The following is a 16823-nucleotide window of genomic DNA, read 5'->3' on the forward strand; positions in this document are numbered from 1 at the left end:
CTGAGGGGGACATACCAGGTTATATAACCCATGCAAAGAGAGCCTCCACAGTAATTCTATTGTTTTGTGTGTTTGTAGTTTAATCAGCATATCCATTAATAATATAGGGTTTTGTATCGGTTACCGCGTTTACTCTTAGGGTTCAACCCAGCATCTCTTGCAGGCTATATATATTACTGATTCTAGATGATAATTTTTGGGTGGGCATTAACCTGTACCATTGGCAATAAGGTTTTTCGGGATGGAGGTGGCTGCTTGCTTAGGATGGGGGCTATTTAGTCCTTTTATTCGTATTGTTAATAAATCGTACGGATGTGTACCATGGTTTTCTGCATGATAAAGGTCAGGAGAGTGGTATAGTTCTACTCAAACAAGGTTTAGATGAAGTCATTATTTGCTGTATAAACACCGTAGGTTTTAGTGGATTTAGAGGATTGAGTATCATCTGAATTGGGCCCTATGAATTATTAAGCATTAATGCGGCGATAAGTTCCAAACAATCTAATAGGATTTTTTCTTTCAATTTGTCATCATCAGATTCTAGATATTGTGAAATGTATATTTCCAAGTTTCTCTCAAACAAAAGATTTTCTTGATCAAATTTAGTTGGTATCATTATTAACGCCCCTTAGGTCTTGGCTTATTTCATCTCCATTACATCGTACCTCTTATAGGTAATAAATGAAACACTTTCGACACATTCAGCTTCAATTAGTCAACTAATGGCCCTATGGTTAACCCCGTGATTACATAACTTTATAGTGGAATTTTAATTTGGAATATATTTCAAAAATAGAGCATGTTATACATTATACATGCTTATTTTAGATTTCTCTTCCATTAAAAAAGCACACAATTGCCGCTAATTTACTCCCAAAAAAAGACTGAGGTACAATGTATAACAAGAATCCTTTTAAAAGGGAAATTTCAACTGGTAAGTTATCCTTTTTAAAACATACATAATGTACCTGCTTTCTTAATTTTATTTTTTTATATACAATTATATAAATATACACATTAATATATATAAAAGACTGCACCATTCTGGTGCAGTCTTTTATATGCTCAGCAACTTTAAATTTTCTTCCTTCAAATATAAAACACCTGCGAAAATCCACTAACTGGAAAATAAAAAAAGTTCTAGATTGTGAAAGTTGTGAGAGATTCAGTATTTGTTTCCTGTAAAGGGCTTTCTAAAAATCTGACAGACTGGGGCTACATTGAGCATTATTTAAGAAATTCGATTCCATCATTAGGAAACAAAAACACATTAGAGACATTCCACCTAAAATCATCAAATTGTTGCTGACCTGATTCTTGTTGACTTGAATTAACAAACATTCATATTAACATTAATATTAATATTTACATGGATAGTTAGATGTTTATACATGTCAAAAAGAAACAATAAAAGGACCCACACAATGTTATGTCAAATATGTGTAGTCCTTATTCAACTAAAGACCTTTTAGTTATATTGCATAATCTTACATAAACGATTCGAAAAAGGGAAAGATGATAATAGGAGGTATAAACATTGTATAAAAAACAGAATATCCCATATTATCTTTCAAACATAATCACATTAATTGGATTAGTTTTATTACCCTTTGCCATCGTAAAACGTTATTAAAAGATTGGGTAATTGTTTATATTGTAAGCTGTATAGGTAATCACTTTGCTGATAGATATTTGGTATCAAAAGGGTATTTAAAATATAAAAGTAAGCTTTTTAAAAATTCTAAAATCCATTTACCCTTTGACTATATTCATTATCCCTTGTTATTGCTTTATTACAACCAATGGACACTTAACAGCAGACCACTTGGTGTTTTTTTGAAGGCTATCATATTAACAACCCCTCAAATAATTTTAGAAACGCTAGCCGAAAAAAAAACAAAATTAATAACATGGAAAAAAGGTTGGAGTTGGTATCATTCATTTCTAAGTATGGTACTAAAACTGTTAATATGCAGGAGTATCATTGCAATTATTAGAATAATAAACAAAGGAAAAGTTTCTGTATAATAAGAAGGGAATGTTTTGAGATAGAAGCAAGTACCCTATTCGCTGCTTTCTCGCTTCTAACGAAGATCAGGCTATCGTCTGCGTATCTGACGAAACGCAGTCCTCTTGCTTCTAATTCCTTATCCAGTTCGTTCAACATAATGTTACTTAAAAGTGGACTAAGGTTGCCTCCTTGACGTCCCCGTCTTTGATTGTTTGGGAGATAATTCTCATTAATTTATCGTGATGAACTGTATCAAAGAATCGCTCTAGGTCAATGTCTACTAACCATTCGTGTCCATCATTTATGTACTCCAGTGCTTGAGTAATTGCCATCTCACAGCTTCTTCCTGGTCGGAAGCCGTAGCTGTATTCACTAAATTGCTTTTCAAATATGGGACTTAACTTTTGGCTAAGCGCTTGTTGTACCACTCGATCAACTACCGTTGGAATGCCAAGTTTGCGCATTTTCCCGTTTTCTTTTGGGATTTCTACTCGCAGTGCGGGTGCTGGCTGATACTTTCTTTTCCGAATTTGAGAACGAAGTTCATCTTTATGTTCTCTAAGATATCCCTTCAGTTCTTCTACACTTACTCCGTCTACTCCACTTGCACCTTTGTTGCGGTATACGCGCTTGTAGGCTTGGTTCATATTTTGGTTGCTTAAAATGTCTTCTAAAAGTTCCACACTCGTTTCTCCCTTTCCTTTCACGTGACGGTAAGACACTTCTCTTTTGAGTATCCTCTGAGATACGCTCATACTTTCCTCCTTAACACATTCTGAAGTATATCTTTCCGTGCATTCATGGTGTAGAAACACTATAAATTGTTCGGCCCTTCGTGATTTCTCACTACTATGGCTTCGGCTGACTTCTCACGATAAACCTTTTCCGACCAGCTTTCTTAATAGGGGACTCCTGAGCTGTACGTGAGATCTCCCAGGGTAAGACAACTATCTTTCCTCTTTTACTCGCCTGATTTACTTTGCAGGATTACGCACATCTTTAGGACTTTGACTTGCTTAGGAGCCTTATCCGCCGGCAAAGCCTTGATATCAGATTTCTATTCGTCGAGCCAAGATTTTGATTCACGCTTCCTTCAGCCCTTACCTCGCGATAAGTACCTTGCGCTTCTCTAGTGGTTGGTTGACGTGTACCTCCACAGTGGACTTTCACCACCTAGATAGCTGCCATGCCTGGCACACTAAGAAAAGCTGCCTGGCTTGACAGCTAATCCGGAAGATAAGAAACTGTATGAATTTATTGGCGTGGGGCAAATAATATCACAGAAACACCTATTAAACATATTCCTGCACCTGCCCAATCAAATATATCAGGTGTTTTTTTATCAATTCCCCATCCCCATAAAACAGACAAAACGATAAATACTCCACCATAGGCAGCATATACTCTTCCGAAAGAGGGAAAGGTTTGAAAGGTGGCGATAACACCGTACAGGGCTAACACTATTCCACCAGCTACTCCCCAATAATACGGCTTCCCCTCTCTTAGCCATAACCAAATTAAATATCCTCCACCAATTTCACAAACTCCTGCAAGTATAAATAAAGCAATTACATAAATCACCTAACAGACACCCTTTAATACTAAGTTGATATTGTGAATATAACACATCTTGTTCAACAAAACTGCCCCGTTAGTCATATAAGAATAGCTGCCTGGTTTGGCAGCTGTTCTGGAACATAAGCACCCGTTAGCTTAATAACTTTAAACATAGTACCCAAATCACTTCACTTTATATCTAGTTGAAACTTTCTCACTCAAGGAATCTAACGTAGAATCAAACTTATAATGAATAATCAATTGATTCGGTTCTTCCCATTCTAATTTATATGCACTGTCCGAAAATGGCTTATAGCCATCATCTGTATTAATACTGGTTAAATAAGTCATATATAATCTTGAATTTGAAAATTGGTATAGGCGGCCATAACCTCTTTCAATCACTATAAACTTTTCTTTAACGTCTGGAGATGAAAACCTCGTGTATTCAGCCTCTATTAGTAGATTTGGAAGGGACGGTACGATTATGAAAAATACCCCTATCGCAATTATTATTCCTTTTATACCTCTATCATTGAACAAATAGATTAGCGATACTATTGCCATAATTATAAGCAAATTAGATAATGCCTGATGACTAATACCGTTTGGTGGTGTCCCTATTTGAACAAATACTCCATTGATTTGTAATGTTAGCAAGGCAAAAAGTAATAAAATACTTGTAATAAATGTGATAATAGCTACCTTTAAAAATTCTTTTGTATTACTTCTTTCCACTCTTTATCACCACTCTTGAATAAAAATAGTAAATCCTTCTTCAATAATCTGCCCCTATAGTTCCATAAGATTTCCATAAAAAGAGCATCAATCCTTCGTGGATCAATGCCTCTGATAGTTTGAAAACAACAATTAAAGTTGAACCTTCTCAAAATGTTCAACTATTGGAAAAGGGTCATAAAAATGATGTAATTGCTGTTTCCATTGTTGATACTCATTGGATTGTCTAAATCCAACTGTATGGTCTTCTAAGGATTCCCACTGAACCAGTAGTAAATATTTACCCTCAACTTCCATACATCGTTGAAGATCGTGAGATATGTAGCCTTTCATTGAAGAAATAATTTTGGATGCTCCACGAAATGTTTCTTCATATTCTGCTTCCATACCTACCTTAACTTGTAGCATAACAGCTTCCAATATCATTAATTCTCCCCCTACCCTTAACAGTATAACATTACGACTTTTCCAGTTACTTTATTAAAATTAAACTAATCTGCCCCTTTTATATAATAAGAAAGCCGCCAAAATTTACAGTGACCTTGAACATTTTTTTCGAAATGTTCATCAAGTAAATGTATAAATAAAATTTTCAAGGTGAAAATATCCCTATCCAATTAAGGAGGGGTATTTAATTATGAATAACAAAAGTGAATCTTTGTTTAGTGTTGCGATTTTGGGAGTCCTTCTAACAACAATATATACAGCAATACTTGCATCACAACTTATGGCCACTAAACACAAAGTTGATTACCTTTATTTCAGAGATAAATTTGGTGGAAATCAAAAATAATTATTTTTGGACGATGTTATTTTATCGTCCTCTTTCTTTGTTTCCAAAATTTTAAGGGAACACTTTGTGTCTACTACACATTGGTAGCATTTCTTATTCCACAATACTGCCCCGTTAGTCATATAAGAAAAGCTGCAAGCACTATAATCTGTACGAAATATCTCGGAAGGAACAGGGAGTATTCTTGCTACTGGTGCTCTTCAACAAGCCACCATTATTTTGTCCAGTTTAGGTGGTTAAGTTTCCAAGTTATTATTTGAAAAAAATTGGGGTCTGGAGGAATTTGCACAGCATCAAATAATATAAACATTTATATATATGTTAACATTTACATTAGTGTATATATTAACACAAATAGCTGCACCCCATGATACGGCTTTTTATATGCTCCAGAAGTCATCATAGTCCACATTGTAACCAGACTTTTTTAGAGCCTTTATGATTTTAGCTGAGTTTTTCATGGAAGGCTGTTGATCGTCTGTTTTAGCTGACCTGCATACAAATGAATGTAGGTAAAGAATATAGTCTGTTTATTAATTCATGGATTCAATATATTTTAAAGTCCATTTAAGTTTGTTTATTACTTTGATACCCCCTATTTCGTTGGGGTCTAATAATCTTAATTCCGCTGTTATGTATTCCTTTAAACTTTCTGCAATGCCCTCTTCTCGATACATTCCATATAAGTAATTAACAAAATAAACATCGTCAAAATCCTTTAAAACAATTGGGTTAGTATTCCCTACAAACTGGTGAAATTCCATAAAAAACTGAGTATCTTCCACACTTTCGTTTGCTGGGCGAATAATATTGCTCATGATTTGTGGGTCAATTACTATACGTGGGTAATTTGCCAACTCGCTCTCCAATTTATAAGCTTTTATGAATGCTGGACCGTATGCAATTGTTCCTCTATGGTAAAGAGGCCCTGCAGATATACCGCCTCGAATCAATATTCCGCTTCTGGCCAGGATTTTTTGAATGAAATTAATATTCATTATAAAAGTATTAAAACTAACAGTATCAATATACGGAGCACTTATTACAAGGCTATCTGAAAATTGTACCATTTCAACCGAGGAATTCTCTTTTAATTTCTTCTCCTCATTATGCTGCACAAAATGTTGAATTCCTTCTAATGCTCCATGTAAAAGCTTTGCATATTCTGGATCCAAAACACTCTTACTAACTAATGCGCTAAATCCCAGAATGTCTAAGAACGCCACTAATCTATGTTCATAACTTCCAGTCATCATATCATTCCCCTCTTATTATTCTCTTTTCATTATATATAGATTTTCATTGTGGTTTCTAATTGATTTTCTGCCCTACAGTTTTAATTGTCCGCATTCTATTTTTCCTGCCAATCTATTAATCCCCTTTTCTTCAACCTTTTCAAATACGCATGAGTAGTACTCTTGAATTTTACGAAATCACATGCGGTTGTGATATCTGCATCGAGCAGATTCTTATCAATGTTTTTAAGACCTCCTGGGCCTTCCCTTTAACATTATCCATCCAGCAGGAATAGCGCACTTGCACAGGATACACGGCAAAGCAAAGCAGCAAAGGGCAGAGATTGCTTGCTATTCGTGCATACATTGCTTTCTCCTGTCCGCTCCCTTTAGCCCTAACCCCGAAAGGGGACCTTTTATAACATACAATACTCAAGCACAAAGAGTTCTCTTACTTTACAGAATCAGTGGCCCCTTTAGAAACAGGTTCCCTGTCCTTTAAATCAGCCTGGCGCTCCTGTCGAATAGTCATCGGCTTATTCTTATCCCTTTTCATTTCTTCTAAATACCGGGCTAAATAAGCATCAGTAATACGACGGGGCACATACCCTAATCGCTGCCGAATTAGATTTTCAAGAACAAACATTTTGCGTGTTATTCTTTCATAATTTACCCCTGTTTCTTCTTCTGTTTCCCGATAATCGTCTAACTCTCCGTGTTTCCGGGCCTTATAAAATATATTCATGTAGTTATATATATTAGTTCTCTCTGTGCGTGCATACTTGAGAAGACTGAGCAGTTCAAATGTTGAAAGTCTCATTAACTCCGGTGTGGTTTTCTCCAGATAAGCATCCAGCGCAAAGTCACGCACTCTGACTGAAAGGCGCTGATGATCCCGTTGCACTTGATGGTTCCCTAATATCATAATGCAAAAATCACAATAATATTTTGAACCCTGCGGCATCAACTCGCTGCCACAATACGGACATGTTATGACACTTTGTTTATCCATGTGAATACCTCCTCGCTTCTCTTCTCCTTTTAACAGGACCGCCTTTCTTTCTGGAAAGGCGGCTTGCCTTGTGCTTGCGATATTGTAAGCTATAACTCTTTTATTCTTCGTCCTTTTCGTCTTCACCTAAAATGTAGTCCGATGCTTTTTGAGCTTGTGCAGCTGCTTGAACGACAAGGCGGTTATCATCCTTTAAAGAGCGAAGCCAGGAGTTGATGTAACTTGCGCTATTTTCAATAGTGCTGTTATCAATTCCAGCTACTCCACAAAGCATTGCTGCTCCCAATTCTGCTACTAATTCTTCTTTGGAATAAACTTCATCCCCAAACGCTACATTCGCTGTAGTTACTCCGAAACGGGCAAGCCTGCTTTTATGGCCTGTACTATGAATCATTTCATGAAATAGGGTGCTGTAAAATTCTTCAGCTTTCACAAAGTCCTTAATGGGCGGGCAGTTAATTTTATCGAGTGTTGGATAGTAGACGGCTCTTCCAGAATAAAAGGTGTAATCCGGGCAGTTTATATATCCCTTATATATCTCTTCAGCTTTTTCAATGGGATCGTGATCAAATGATACTTCTTTTCTTTTACTTTCCAAACCTTCTACCTGCGAATTAATTTCAAATACCCGGTAGTATCGAAGATACGGGATTTTTTCAATTTCACCGTTTTCTTCATTCTCCTTCTCTAACCATTTCCAAAATACCACAATATTCGATTTTTCTCCCTTTTTAACCTTGCCCCCAGCTTCCTTAATTTGCTTAAACGTGGCATATTCTCCGGCTTCTAAGAGGAAGGTATTGATTCCCCTATATGGCTTTTGAGTTTTCCAGTTAACAGCTCCCCCATTGATCCACGGCTTACGCCAAGGAATAACACCCTCCTCCAATTGATCAATGATCTTTTCTGTAATCATTTCATATACGTTCTTTTTTCCTTCTAAGTTCTTCTCTTTTGTTTTTGGCATTGTCTGTTCCTCCTTTTGTTCTTTGCCTTCTGAAGCGTTTCCTTTCCCAAAGGGAAGGATTTTGCCCCTTTGACAGGAGAAACGAACAATGAGCATAGAGAAGGAGTCAAGGGAGCTCTTAGCGGAAAAGTTTTTTGTGTTGCGCAGCGTATGTAACAAAAAAGTTTTTTGCCCCTTGACTGCTTCTCTATCCGACTTAGCTTGCAGCAATTGGAGGGCGAAGCCTAGGAGGCTCCGGATGCTGTAAGGTTAGCTCGGATTGCGTTATTGTACGATTCGGAAGGCAAAGGGCAAAATCCTCATTTAATAGCAGCCGGCGGGCTGCTTTCCGCTTTGTTTTTAGGTTTTAAGGTCTTGGGTTTTTCAGGTTTTCGGCTCGTGGGGTACGGCCAGAGGCAAATGGAACAGGAACCTACGGAATGTAGGCGAAGGATGAGCCGTACAAGCCGTGGTTATCGGGCCATTTAGTAGCACAGCGACACGTACAGGCTGTTAGAAAGGGCGCTCTTCCCTTTCTTACAGCCTGTAGTGCTGCCGACCAATTCTTCTTTTAGGAAGTTTTGAACCAAAAAGTGTTAGGAATATTTCAAATAGAGAATACTTACCTGCTTTCATAATCTTTTAACGTTTACTGGAAACCTCGCAATGAATCTATCTTTTAACAAGATGAAAATACTGCGTTTTTTTGGAATAACAACGAGTATTATTCAACAGGAAGTAGAAATACATTATATTTACATAAACATTAATGTGTATGTAAATATATACATTAATGTTTCGAAATAGTTAAGTCTTGCCTATGGTTCATGAACTTCAAGATATAAGCTAAAAGCTGTAAACTGAAAAAGTGGACTAAGAGCGCCTTAAGAAGAAAATAGGATGCCACCCTTAAGCATGTACTGTTTCACGTTTACATTTTTACCATCCTGTATTGATATTAATATTTTTTGCACCATTAATGGTAAGGTTTCCTTTGGAAGCAAAACTCAGAGATTTTGTATGACTGGAATTCCATAAAAAAAATACGCTCCGTTTATGGAGACGTACTTATGATAATATGATTACTTTATAAACTTACTTCTGTTTTTATAGCCTACGAATACCAACAACAGTGCTGAAGAAAATATTGCACCATAAACAACATTAGAATTACCTTTATTTTCATCAGGAGTATATGGTGTAGAATAGTCACCGCCAACCCCGGTTTGTTCGCCGAATTCGATTATTTCTTTTTGATTTGAATACTTATCATGAATGTAATTTCTAAACTCTGGTAAACTCAACTGAGTACCCAGCATTAGAGTTGCATTTTTCGAAAACCCTTCCACTCTGCCGTTTTCAAAAATGTACCATGCATCAGCTGGCAGCTCATAAAATACTTTTCCACCATTTGATTTTTTATTGTCTAGTGCAACGGCTAAATCTTGTCCATACCCGAAAGAAGAAAGCACATAATTCCCCTTGTCATCTTTGGTTGTCCCTATCGCATTTACTGGCTTTCCATCTTGGTAAACTGCTGCAACATATTCATCTGATTTCACAAAACCTTTATCAGCAGCTAAAGCCTTCTTAGTCGTTACGAAATCATCAGACATTCTGTAGACTTGATATAACTTACCGAAACTAATTTTTTCACTTTTACTTAAATTATAGTTCATGTATTCCTCAGATCTAACGTGATCTAGCACAATGTTCACAAAGTTACCTTCTGCAAATGATTGTGCACTTTTATCTACTTCCTCTGCACTGGCACTAGGTATTAAAAATGTTAATAAAGACAAAAGAGCTACTAAAGAAGAACAAAATAACTTTTTCAAAATTTCCCCTCCTTAATTCATTTGATATCTTGTATGAGTTAATTCCCAACTACTATTATCTTTAAGGTAGCTCCAAGTACTAGTCCTGTATTCTGATGTTCTATCAGAGTAACTACTTGATTGCTTTGGATAAACGTATCTTACGTTACTTCCACTAGTGTCATAACCTCTTATTACTAGCATATGACCTGTAGAAGGATCGCTTTTCCATCCAATACGAGCCAACATTGGTTGATTCTTATCAATCTCATCAGTTATCGTGTACATTGGAGGAAGGCCTGTGCCTACATAACCAACGTAAACCTTTCCATGCTGTAATACTCTTGCAGTGTCAGCATAGAAACCTCCAGGTTCATTAGCTGAACAAGATGTAGTCGCTTTACCCGCCTTGTAAAGTGTACATTGTGAGTAATATGTGCCTGATAGGTATCTGATGACAATCTGTCCTGCCGTTACCCAACACCATTGCGATTTCTCCTGACTATAATTCTCAACTGACAAACTTTTCGATGCGGCCATACCTGTATTTGGAAACAACACTAAGATCATCAATGTTATTACCAATGGAGCAAACAACTTCCTTGCCAAAACTATCACCTCTTCTATGGTATTAAACTGCTACTTAATTAAAATATAAATGTATATTATTGTAAATAGAGGTTTTTTGTAGTAATTTTAGCCGGCAGATTATTTGTATCTTTTTTCCCAACTCGATTGAAATTCGGAAAGGTTCTCTCCATGAATTTCTTCTAAAGTCTTACCATCTATAGAAAACGGTATTCCTATTTGTGGTTCTTTGCTGTATGGAAATGTGGTAGCAGCGATAATTTTGTTATTATATAAATAGATACCTATTACTGTTTTCCCTTTTGATTGATCGCTTAGAAGTTTATTTACTCCTGTATATGTTATAAATTTTATTTTTTTCCCAACATATTGATCAGGTTTTTTATCTTGAAGTTGCCAAATTGGTTTCCATGGATCATTATTAAGATCATCTTTAGTGAAACTCACATCTTTTTCTTCTATATATTCTAGGTCTTCATACCCTTTCTCCTTAAGGAAGGCTTCTATTGAAGGATCAATCTCTTTTTTTTCCGTCATACTGCACCCCACCATAAAAAAAACAAGCAATAATATAGGAAATAGCCTCATTGCACTTTCCTCCAATCAAATAGTAATACCTATACTTATTCTGTTTATTAAGTTCATATCCTGTAATTTGTTAAAAACAGAGCATTGTAAATTTATAAAACGTACCCTGCTATCGAAATAAAAACATTTGCTGTACAGATACTCCTCGCGGCTCCGGTTTGCTTTTTTCTGCCTGCAGTATAAAGGATTCAGTTACAATCCTTTGTTCTGTTCCTTCAGAAGAGAACCTCCCAACAGGGTAGGATTTTGCCTCTTTTTAGTCTTCAGGTCCTGATTTTTTAGAACATCGGCTCGAGGGTTACAGTTGGAGGAAAACGGAACCGAAACCTACGGAATGTAGGCGAAGAAATACGCCGCAAAATCCATAGTGATCAGCCATTTAGAAGCTCATCTTAAAGTCAGACGCGGAAAGAATGTTTAGAAGACAAATTATAACTGGTTTATCTAGAAAGATGACAATTATAAATGATACGTTTTACTTCATGCAAAAAAGGAGAAGGATTCAGCCTTCTCCTCTTTATCCTTATTACAAAAATCTAAATGCCCAATCGTACTTTTTCTTCTTCACAATAATTTTCAACAGATCTCAAGGACCAATATTTAACGCCACCGACAAATAGATCTGGTTTAGGGACTTTTCCGCGTTCAAAGTAAAGATTGAGCTTTTGCCTCCCATAATTAAGCCCCTTCTGCGTTAAATAATCAGCAAACTGACTTAGACTGAAATATTCAGACCCGTTTTTAACCAGACAGTAGGACGGATGTTTAATCAAATAGGTATCTTCCCGAAAATAATCTGTTATCAACTCAAGAGCAAATTCCAGCCAATCATTATCCAACCGTTTATACAGATGCCCCAAATCAAACTCTTCTTTGTCGGGAGCTTCAAAAAACCAGGCTAACTTAAGGAAAGTAGCTTGTACTTCATCCAGCTGTATAAGAGATTGCTCAGACAGAAAAAGGGTTTCATAATCATTCAATCTTTCTTCCAGCAAGGGAAACTTCTCAACAATCTTCCGGGTTGCCTTTTTCATATTAACCCCTCCTTGTATACAATGTATACAAAATATAACATACAATGTATACATTGTATACAACTTCAACCAAAAAAAGGGAGATTCCTCTCCCTTTCTGCTACATTTGACCTTTCTCTTTCATGCTGTAGAAATCAGCTTTTGCATTGACAATCAGATGATCTAACACCTCAATCCCCAGATGCTTGCCGCATTCAACCAATCGCCTTGTGACATCTATATCTTCTCTTGAGGGAGAAACGTCCTGGCTGGGATGCTGATGCGATACGATGATCGATGCGCTGTTATTCAAGATGGCACTCTTGAATACCTCCCGCGGCATAACTAGGCTTGCGTTCAATCCTCCAACATGGCAGCGATGGACGGCAACCACCTGATTTTTCGTATTCAGACACATGACGAAGAACACCTCACGGTCATCCTCACCAATGAAATGCGCGGCCACCTTTGCACCATCTTCCGGGGAACGGATGATAAACTTTTCGTCAGCTTCAACCTCTGTGCTGACCTGCTTGATCCTTACCACTTCATAAATGGTTTCCAGCTTCATTTCCTTTTTCATTTTCGCCTCTCTCCTTTCTTTGTTCGGATCCACCTGAACCATTCGCGCAAACGGGGGGAAGGGTTCGCTTACGAAGAAGCGAACTTGCCAGAGAGGGGTAGGCCCATCCCATGCTTTACGGGATGGGCCGTTAGAAAACGAGTGAAGCCCAATGACTTAGGGGCAGTTAGGAAGCGTTTTTTGCTTCCTTATTGCTCCTTAGCCTTCTTGGCTTTGCCGTTTTCTTTCCCCGAACGCCCGCCCTTCCCGCCGTCATAAGCGAATAGTTACAATGAGGAGAACGAAGGAAGGAGAAGAGGAACTGCACAAGGGCGGCTAAAAGCATACCGGGAGGTATGCAGCCGCCTAACGGCAAGGGTTCGATGCCCGCAGCCGTTATAACAAAGCAACCTTCAGAACCCATTCGGAACTTCCGAATGGGTTCTGAAGGTTGCGTATTGTATCACGGCGAAGCCTGATGCAATCGGATTCTAGGGGGCTCGATGCCCCCTGGAATCCGTCAGTACAGAAGGTTTGCAAAGCCATTTCGATCAGGTGCTTTCGCTCTTAGAAAGCAGCAGAGAAATGGCGTATGGCATGAAGCGCAGCTGCTTGCCATCGGGTTGCAAAGGTTCGATGCCTGAAGCAACCCGACCTTTCATTTAAAGCGATCCAACGGGCTGCCGTTGGCGGGGTGTTGGGCGCGCAGCCCAAGGTATTCAGGTTTTCGGCTCGTGGGGTACGGCCGGAGGCAAATGGAACAGGAACCTACGGAATGTAGGCGAAGCATGAGCCGTACAATCCGTGGTTATCGGACCATTTAGTAGCACAGCGACACGTACAGGCTGTTGGAAAGGGCGCTTTTCCCTTTCTTACAGCTTGTAGTGCTGCCGCCCGAAAATGTCTTTAAGTGCCCTGAAATTGTTTCTAAAGAAAAAAATTCGCCTTAAGGCGAATCTAGTCATCAATCACATAGGATTTCTAATGGTCTCGTCTGATGAATTTCTCTTTAATCCATGGCAAGCTAAAATGATCCTTTTCCACTCCCGGAAAACACCGGGGGCAATACTTTCTATTTAAATGAGGGCTATCATCCGAAGGCAGACTTTTTAATTCATGCTCCGGAAAAGATCTGTTGCAATATGTACAGCGCTGCATTTAATAATCCCCCCACACATAACAGTCTTCTTATTTCCATAATGCCTGGCTAATTGGGAAACAGATCCTTAACACTTAGTTCACCTGTTTACGAGAAGCTCTCACATATTCAATGATTGCAAAAATGACTTGTTCTTCCTTCTCTGCAAAGCTTTGATCAAATAGCAGCCGTTTCCCATCAAATTTAAATGCTTCGAGCAAATAAGAGACACGGGGTTTACTATAGGCTTGGCTATTGGCCACACAAGCCTCCCAAACGGATTGCTCCAGCTCTTTTGAATACCGTCGATGTGAAATGCATTCGCGGAGTTGGGTTTTCTTAATTTCTATATACCCTTCCCATATGTTTTTGTTAGTGATTTCGTACCACATTTCAACGCGGGCTCGTTCTTTTGCTTCTTTTACAACATCTGTTTCATTTATTTCTGCATTTTCTATTGCAACATCTGTTTTAATAACATCCGGAAGCCTATCAGACAAAAAAGACTCTACACTTTCAATTGGAATCTTCCAGCCCTCCTTCCGGGAAGAAGGAGAAACTCCTTTAATGACTCCTTGCCGCAGCCAACGGCGAACGCTCTCTTTGTGGCTTGTAATTTTATTTTTCTTGAGTATCTCAAATACTTCGTCCACATTATACATATTCAAGTCACTCCTCTATATACAACAATCATTTTATATAATTATAATACATCAATTGTTGTATAAATATCAATACAGATAACTCCCCCTTATTTGTGCTTATTCTATCTTTTCATACGTCAAAAATGACTGAGATATTGAGCATTATTGACTTATGAAAAGGTATTACAAATATTCTTAGCCTTGTTTTCACTTACCATTGGTAAAACTCATTAAAGAAAAAAGAACTCCAGATGAAGATCTGGAGTTCTTCCGTATTTATTAAATTAATTTGTATTAGTAGCAAAATTAATTTAAGGTCTATCTACTACTTGTTAATAATTTTTATCATTCACCTCTTCCACTCACCGGAATATTTGTTCTCATTTTGGTGGATATTTCGCGTTACTTTTCGCGGTTTTACACCTATTCTCCCCCGGTCCTCATTCAGTCGTCAAAGAACTTATAAAGTTTGTTTTTCTAATTCTCTAATATGCATATGAAGCTGATTGTTCTTCATTAGCTTTTGCAACTAATGAGAATTCCACTTGGAGACCTAATGCATCTGCCAATTTAAATAGGGTTTTTAATTTGGGCACATCCATACCATTTTCAATTCTTGAAATTGTTTTTTGAGGTATGCCGGATAACTTTGATAACTGGCGTTGAGAAACTTTTTTTCGATCACGTGCTGCCATTAGTTCTCCAACGATCTCTAACGAAATAAATAGGTCTGGGTCTTCAGTTGCCTGTTCGTTTCTGAGATCATCAAATGATTTCATAATTTCCCTCCTAACATTGTTTTTTGATCGCGTGTAGTGTCTTCATTTTTTCCGTTTTGGACATTATATTATTCCCGAACCGGCAAAGCCGGTCGCGGATGCTACGGTTACGATTGGACTTTAGTTGTTCTTTAAAAACTCTTTTTTCCGATTTTCAGCACGATCTATTTCGGTTTGTGGTGTACTGTTTTGCTTTTTTCTAAACTGGTTGGTCATGACAATGGAATCAGCAGCAAAATAAAAGAATAATATCCTGTCATCATTTATTCTGATTTGCCAGATGTCAGTTCCTTTCAGCTTCTTGATGTTCTTTTTCTTAACCTCTCCAGACTGGATTAAACTGCCGTTCCTTTGCAGCATAACCTGTGTTTGGTAAACCTTGTTGTACAGTGCTGGTTCATGTTTCTTAATGTGCTGAATCCAATCGTAAACCGGTTGGCATCCGCGACTGTTGGAATAATAAAGAATATCCATCGCGGAGGTCCTCCTCATTTACTTTTTTATCTGTAACCGGCCGCCCGACAAAGCAAGCATGCCTATCCGTGTAAATATGATAACATGCATGTTATCACTTGTCAAATGATTAAAATGAATCGTATCCCTGAACCATATTAATCCATCGTACTTTCAATAATACCTTGTTATAATAAACTGTAGAAAGGAAGAGGATGATGCATTCTATAAAGTTTGGAAATCAGAACATACCTTACACTCTCAAAATCAGTCATCGCAGAAAGACGCTATCTATTTCTGTTGATCAACATGGTGTATCTGTCATTTCTCCTTCTGGGACAATACAAGAAAAGATTGAATTTACACTGCAAAAAAAAGCACCTTGGATTGTCAAGCAACTCTCGGATTTTGAAGAAATGCACACTGGAATTCAAAAGCGAGCTTTCCTATCCGGCGAGAAGCTATTGTACTTAGGAAGGAATTACCGGCTGAAAGTCATTAAAATCGATTGTTCAAAACCCACCTTTCGTTTTTACCAAGGTCGTTTCTTAGCTGAATTACCAATAGGATCCAAGGAAGAAGATCATAGATCACTTATCTATCCTCTATACATAGACTGGATAAAAAACCGAGCAAATGTCTTTGCTAATGAACGTATAAAAAGATTTAGCATAAAATTGCAAAAAGAACCAAATAAGATAATGATTAAAGACCAGGAGCAACGTTGGGGCAGCTGCACACCCGCAGGGAACATTTTGCTGAACTGGCGTCTATTTTTAGCTCCTGTCTCCATTATTGACTATGTACTGGCTCATGAACTGGTTCACCTTGAGCATATGAATCATTCAAAGGAATTTTGGGAAACCTTGCGCATGCTTGTTCATGATTACGACCATCGAAAAGAATGGCTCCGAATCAACGGAGGCACTTTAGACATATAAAAGGCAGC

At 37.8% G+C, this 16823-nt stretch carries 19 protein-coding genes; 3 read left to right on the forward strand and 16 right to left on the reverse strand.

The features are described 5' to 3' along the window. Window positions 1-1665 precede the first annotated feature (1665 nt). Complete coding sequence (locus LCM00_RS24800) at window positions 1666-2028, forward strand: CBO0543 family protein (RefSeq protein ID WP_318247643.1); 363 nt, start codon at window positions 1666-1668, stop codon at window positions 2026-2028. On the opposite strand, the gene LCM00_RS24990 is transcribed toward LCM00_RS24800, so the two are convergent. From LCM00_RS24990 to LCM00_RS21225, 5 genes are all read right to left on the reverse strand, one after another. Then, a complete protein-coding gene (locus LCM00_RS24990; protein ID WP_455768455.1) occupies window positions 1994-2167 on the reverse strand; it encodes a hypothetical protein in 174 nt (57 codons plus the stop codon). The two genes, LCM00_RS24800 and LCM00_RS24990, sit on opposite strands and share 35 nt — an antisense overlap. Window positions 2168-2175: 8 nt before the next feature. Further along, the gene (locus LCM00_RS21210; protein WP_455768456.1) at window positions 2176-2766 is read right to left on the reverse strand and encodes a reverse transcriptase domain-containing protein; all 591 of its coding nucleotides are present in this window, start codon (window positions 2764-2766) and stop codon (window positions 2176-2178) included. 499 nt (window positions 2767-3265) lie between these two features. Continuing rightward, complete coding sequence (locus LCM00_RS21215; protein ID WP_224905778.1) at window positions 3266-3592, reverse strand: YnfA family protein; 327 nt, start codon at window positions 3590-3592, stop codon at window positions 3266-3268. Between the two features lie 159 nt (window positions 3593-3751). Beyond that, window positions 3752-4306, reverse strand: coding sequence for a hypothetical protein (locus LCM00_RS21220; protein WP_224905779.1), 555 nt, complete (start codon window positions 4304-4306; stop codon window positions 3752-3754). A gap of 132 nt (window positions 4307-4438) precedes the next feature. Further along, on the reverse strand, window positions 4439-4732 hold the full coding sequence (locus LCM00_RS21225; RefSeq protein ID WP_224905780.1) for an antibiotic biosynthesis monooxygenase family protein: 294 nt from the start codon (window positions 4730-4732) through the stop codon (window positions 4439-4441). 211 nt (window positions 4733-4943) lie between these two features. On the opposite strand from LCM00_RS21225, the gene LCM00_RS21230 reads away from it, so the two are divergent. Further along, complete coding sequence (locus LCM00_RS21230) at window positions 4944-5099, forward strand: hypothetical protein (RefSeq protein ID WP_224905781.1); 156 nt, start codon at window positions 4944-4946, stop codon at window positions 5097-5099. A 533-nt stretch (window positions 5100-5632) separates the two neighbouring features. Here the strand turns inward: LCM00_RS21230 and LCM00_RS21235 are convergent. The 11 genes from LCM00_RS21235 to LCM00_RS21285 all read right to left on the reverse strand — a co-directional run bounded on the left by LCM00_RS21235 (window position 5633) and on the right by LCM00_RS21285 (window position 15895). Further along, a complete protein-coding gene (locus LCM00_RS21235) occupies window positions 5633-6355 on the reverse strand; it encodes a hypothetical protein (protein ID WP_224905782.1) in 723 nt (240 codons plus the stop codon). 430 nt (window positions 6356-6785) lie between these two features. Continuing rightward, window positions 6786-7346, reverse strand: coding sequence for a hypothetical protein (locus tag LCM00_RS21240; RefSeq protein WP_224905783.1), 561 nt, complete (start codon window positions 7344-7346; stop codon window positions 6786-6788). Window positions 7347-7446: 100 nt separating this feature from the next. Next, a complete protein-coding gene (locus LCM00_RS21245; protein WP_224905787.1) occupies window positions 7447-8313 on the reverse strand; it encodes an ArdC family protein in 867 nt (288 codons plus the stop codon). Window positions 8314-9374: 1061 nt separating this feature from the next. After that, window positions 9375-10130 (reverse strand): hypothetical protein, encoded by a 756-nt coding sequence (locus tag LCM00_RS21250; RefSeq protein ID WP_224905789.1) that lies wholly within the window; start codon window positions 10128-10130, stop codon window positions 9375-9377. A gap of 12 nt (window positions 10131-10142) precedes the next feature. Further along, a complete protein-coding gene (locus tag LCM00_RS21255; RefSeq protein ID WP_224905791.1) occupies window positions 10143-10718 on the reverse strand; it encodes a C39 family peptidase in 576 nt (191 codons plus the stop codon). A gap of 99 nt (window positions 10719-10817) precedes the next feature. Continuing rightward, window positions 10818-11285, reverse strand: a complete 468-nt coding sequence (locus LCM00_RS21260; RefSeq protein WP_224905793.1) for a hypothetical protein — start codon at window positions 11283-11285, stop codon at window positions 10818-10820. 536 nt (window positions 11286-11821) lie between these two features. Next, window positions 11822-12319, reverse strand: a complete 498-nt coding sequence (locus LCM00_RS21265) for a hypothetical protein (protein WP_224905795.1) — start codon at window positions 12317-12319, stop codon at window positions 11822-11824. 100 nt (window positions 12320-12419) lie between these two features. Beyond that, the gene (locus LCM00_RS21270; protein WP_224905840.1) at window positions 12420-12863 is read right to left on the reverse strand and encodes a JAB domain-containing protein; all 444 of its coding nucleotides are present in this window, start codon (window positions 12861-12863) and stop codon (window positions 12420-12422) included. A gap of 1230 nt (window positions 12864-14093) precedes the next feature. Continuing rightward, on the reverse strand, window positions 14094-14660 hold the full coding sequence (locus LCM00_RS21275) for a hypothetical protein (protein WP_224905797.1): 567 nt from the start codon (window positions 14658-14660) through the stop codon (window positions 14094-14096). Between the two features lie 467 nt (window positions 14661-15127). Continuing rightward, window positions 15128-15421, reverse strand: coding sequence for a helix-turn-helix domain-containing protein (locus LCM00_RS21280; RefSeq protein ID WP_224905799.1), 294 nt, complete (start codon window positions 15419-15421; stop codon window positions 15128-15130). 120 nt (window positions 15422-15541) lie between these two features. Next, the gene (locus LCM00_RS21285) at window positions 15542-15895 is read right to left on the reverse strand and encodes a type II toxin-antitoxin system RelE/ParE family toxin (RefSeq protein ID WP_224905801.1); all 354 of its coding nucleotides are present in this window, start codon (window positions 15893-15895) and stop codon (window positions 15542-15544) included. 197 nt (window positions 15896-16092) lie between these two features. On the opposite strand from LCM00_RS21285, the gene LCM00_RS21290 reads away from it, so the two are divergent. Then, window positions 16093-16815, forward strand: a complete 723-nt coding sequence (locus LCM00_RS21290; RefSeq protein ID WP_224905803.1) for a M48 family metallopeptidase — start codon at window positions 16093-16095, stop codon at window positions 16813-16815. Window positions 16816-16823: the final 8 nt, after the last annotated feature.

Origin of the sequence: Bacillus infantis (genome assembly GCF_020171945.1) — a bacterium.
Classification (GTDB): Bacteria; Bacillota; Bacilli; order Bacillales; family Cytobacillaceae; genus Bacillus_AB; species Bacillus_AB infantis_A.

Coding starts and splice junctions, on each gene's coding strand:
- LCM00_RS24990 (WP_455768455.1), bottom strand. CDS start 2,167: ATGTTGAACGAACTGGATAAGGAATTAGAAGCAAGAGGACTGCGTTTC.
- LCM00_RS21210 (WP_455768456.1), bottom strand. CDS start 2,766: ATGAGCGTATCTCAGAGGATACTCAAAAGAGAAGTGTCTTACCGTCAC.
- LCM00_RS21225 (WP_224905780.1), bottom strand. CDS start 4,732: ATGATATTGGAAGCTGTTATGCTACAAGTTAAGGTAGGTATGGAAGCA.
- LCM00_RS21230 (WP_224905781.1), top strand. CDS start 4,944: ATGAATAACAAAAGTGAATCTTTGTTTAGTGTTGCGATTTTGGGAGTC.
- LCM00_RS21235 (WP_224905782.1), bottom strand. CDS start 6,355: ATGATGACTGGAAGTTATGAACATAGATTAGTGGCGTTCTTAGACATT.
- LCM00_RS21240 (WP_224905783.1), bottom strand. CDS start 7,346: ATGGATAAACAAAGTGTCATAACATGTCCGTATTGTGGCAGCGAGTTG.
- LCM00_RS21245 (WP_224905787.1), bottom strand. CDS start 8,313: ATGCCAAAAACAAAAGAGAAGAACTTAGAAGGAAAAAAGAACGTATAT.
- LCM00_RS21260 (WP_224905793.1), bottom strand. CDS start 11,285: ATGAGGCTATTTCCTATATTATTGCTTGTTTTTTTTATGGTGGGGTGC.
- LCM00_RS21265 (WP_224905795.1), bottom strand. CDS start 12,319: ATGAAAAAGGCAACCCGGAAGATTGTTGAGAAGTTTCCCTTGCTGGAA.
- LCM00_RS21275 (WP_224905797.1), bottom strand. CDS start 14,660: ATGTATAATGTGGACGAAGTATTTGAGATACTCAAGAAAAATAAAATT.
- LCM00_RS21280 (WP_224905799.1), bottom strand. CDS start 15,421: ATGAAATCATTTGATGATCTCAGAAACGAACAGGCAACTGAAGACCCA.
- LCM00_RS21285 (WP_224905801.1), bottom strand. CDS start 15,895: ATGGATATTCTTTATTATTCCAACAGTCGCGGATGCCAACCGGTTTAC.
- LCM00_RS21290 (WP_224905803.1), top strand. CDS start 16,093: ATGCATTCTATAAAGTTTGGAAATCAGAACATACCTTACACTCTCAAA.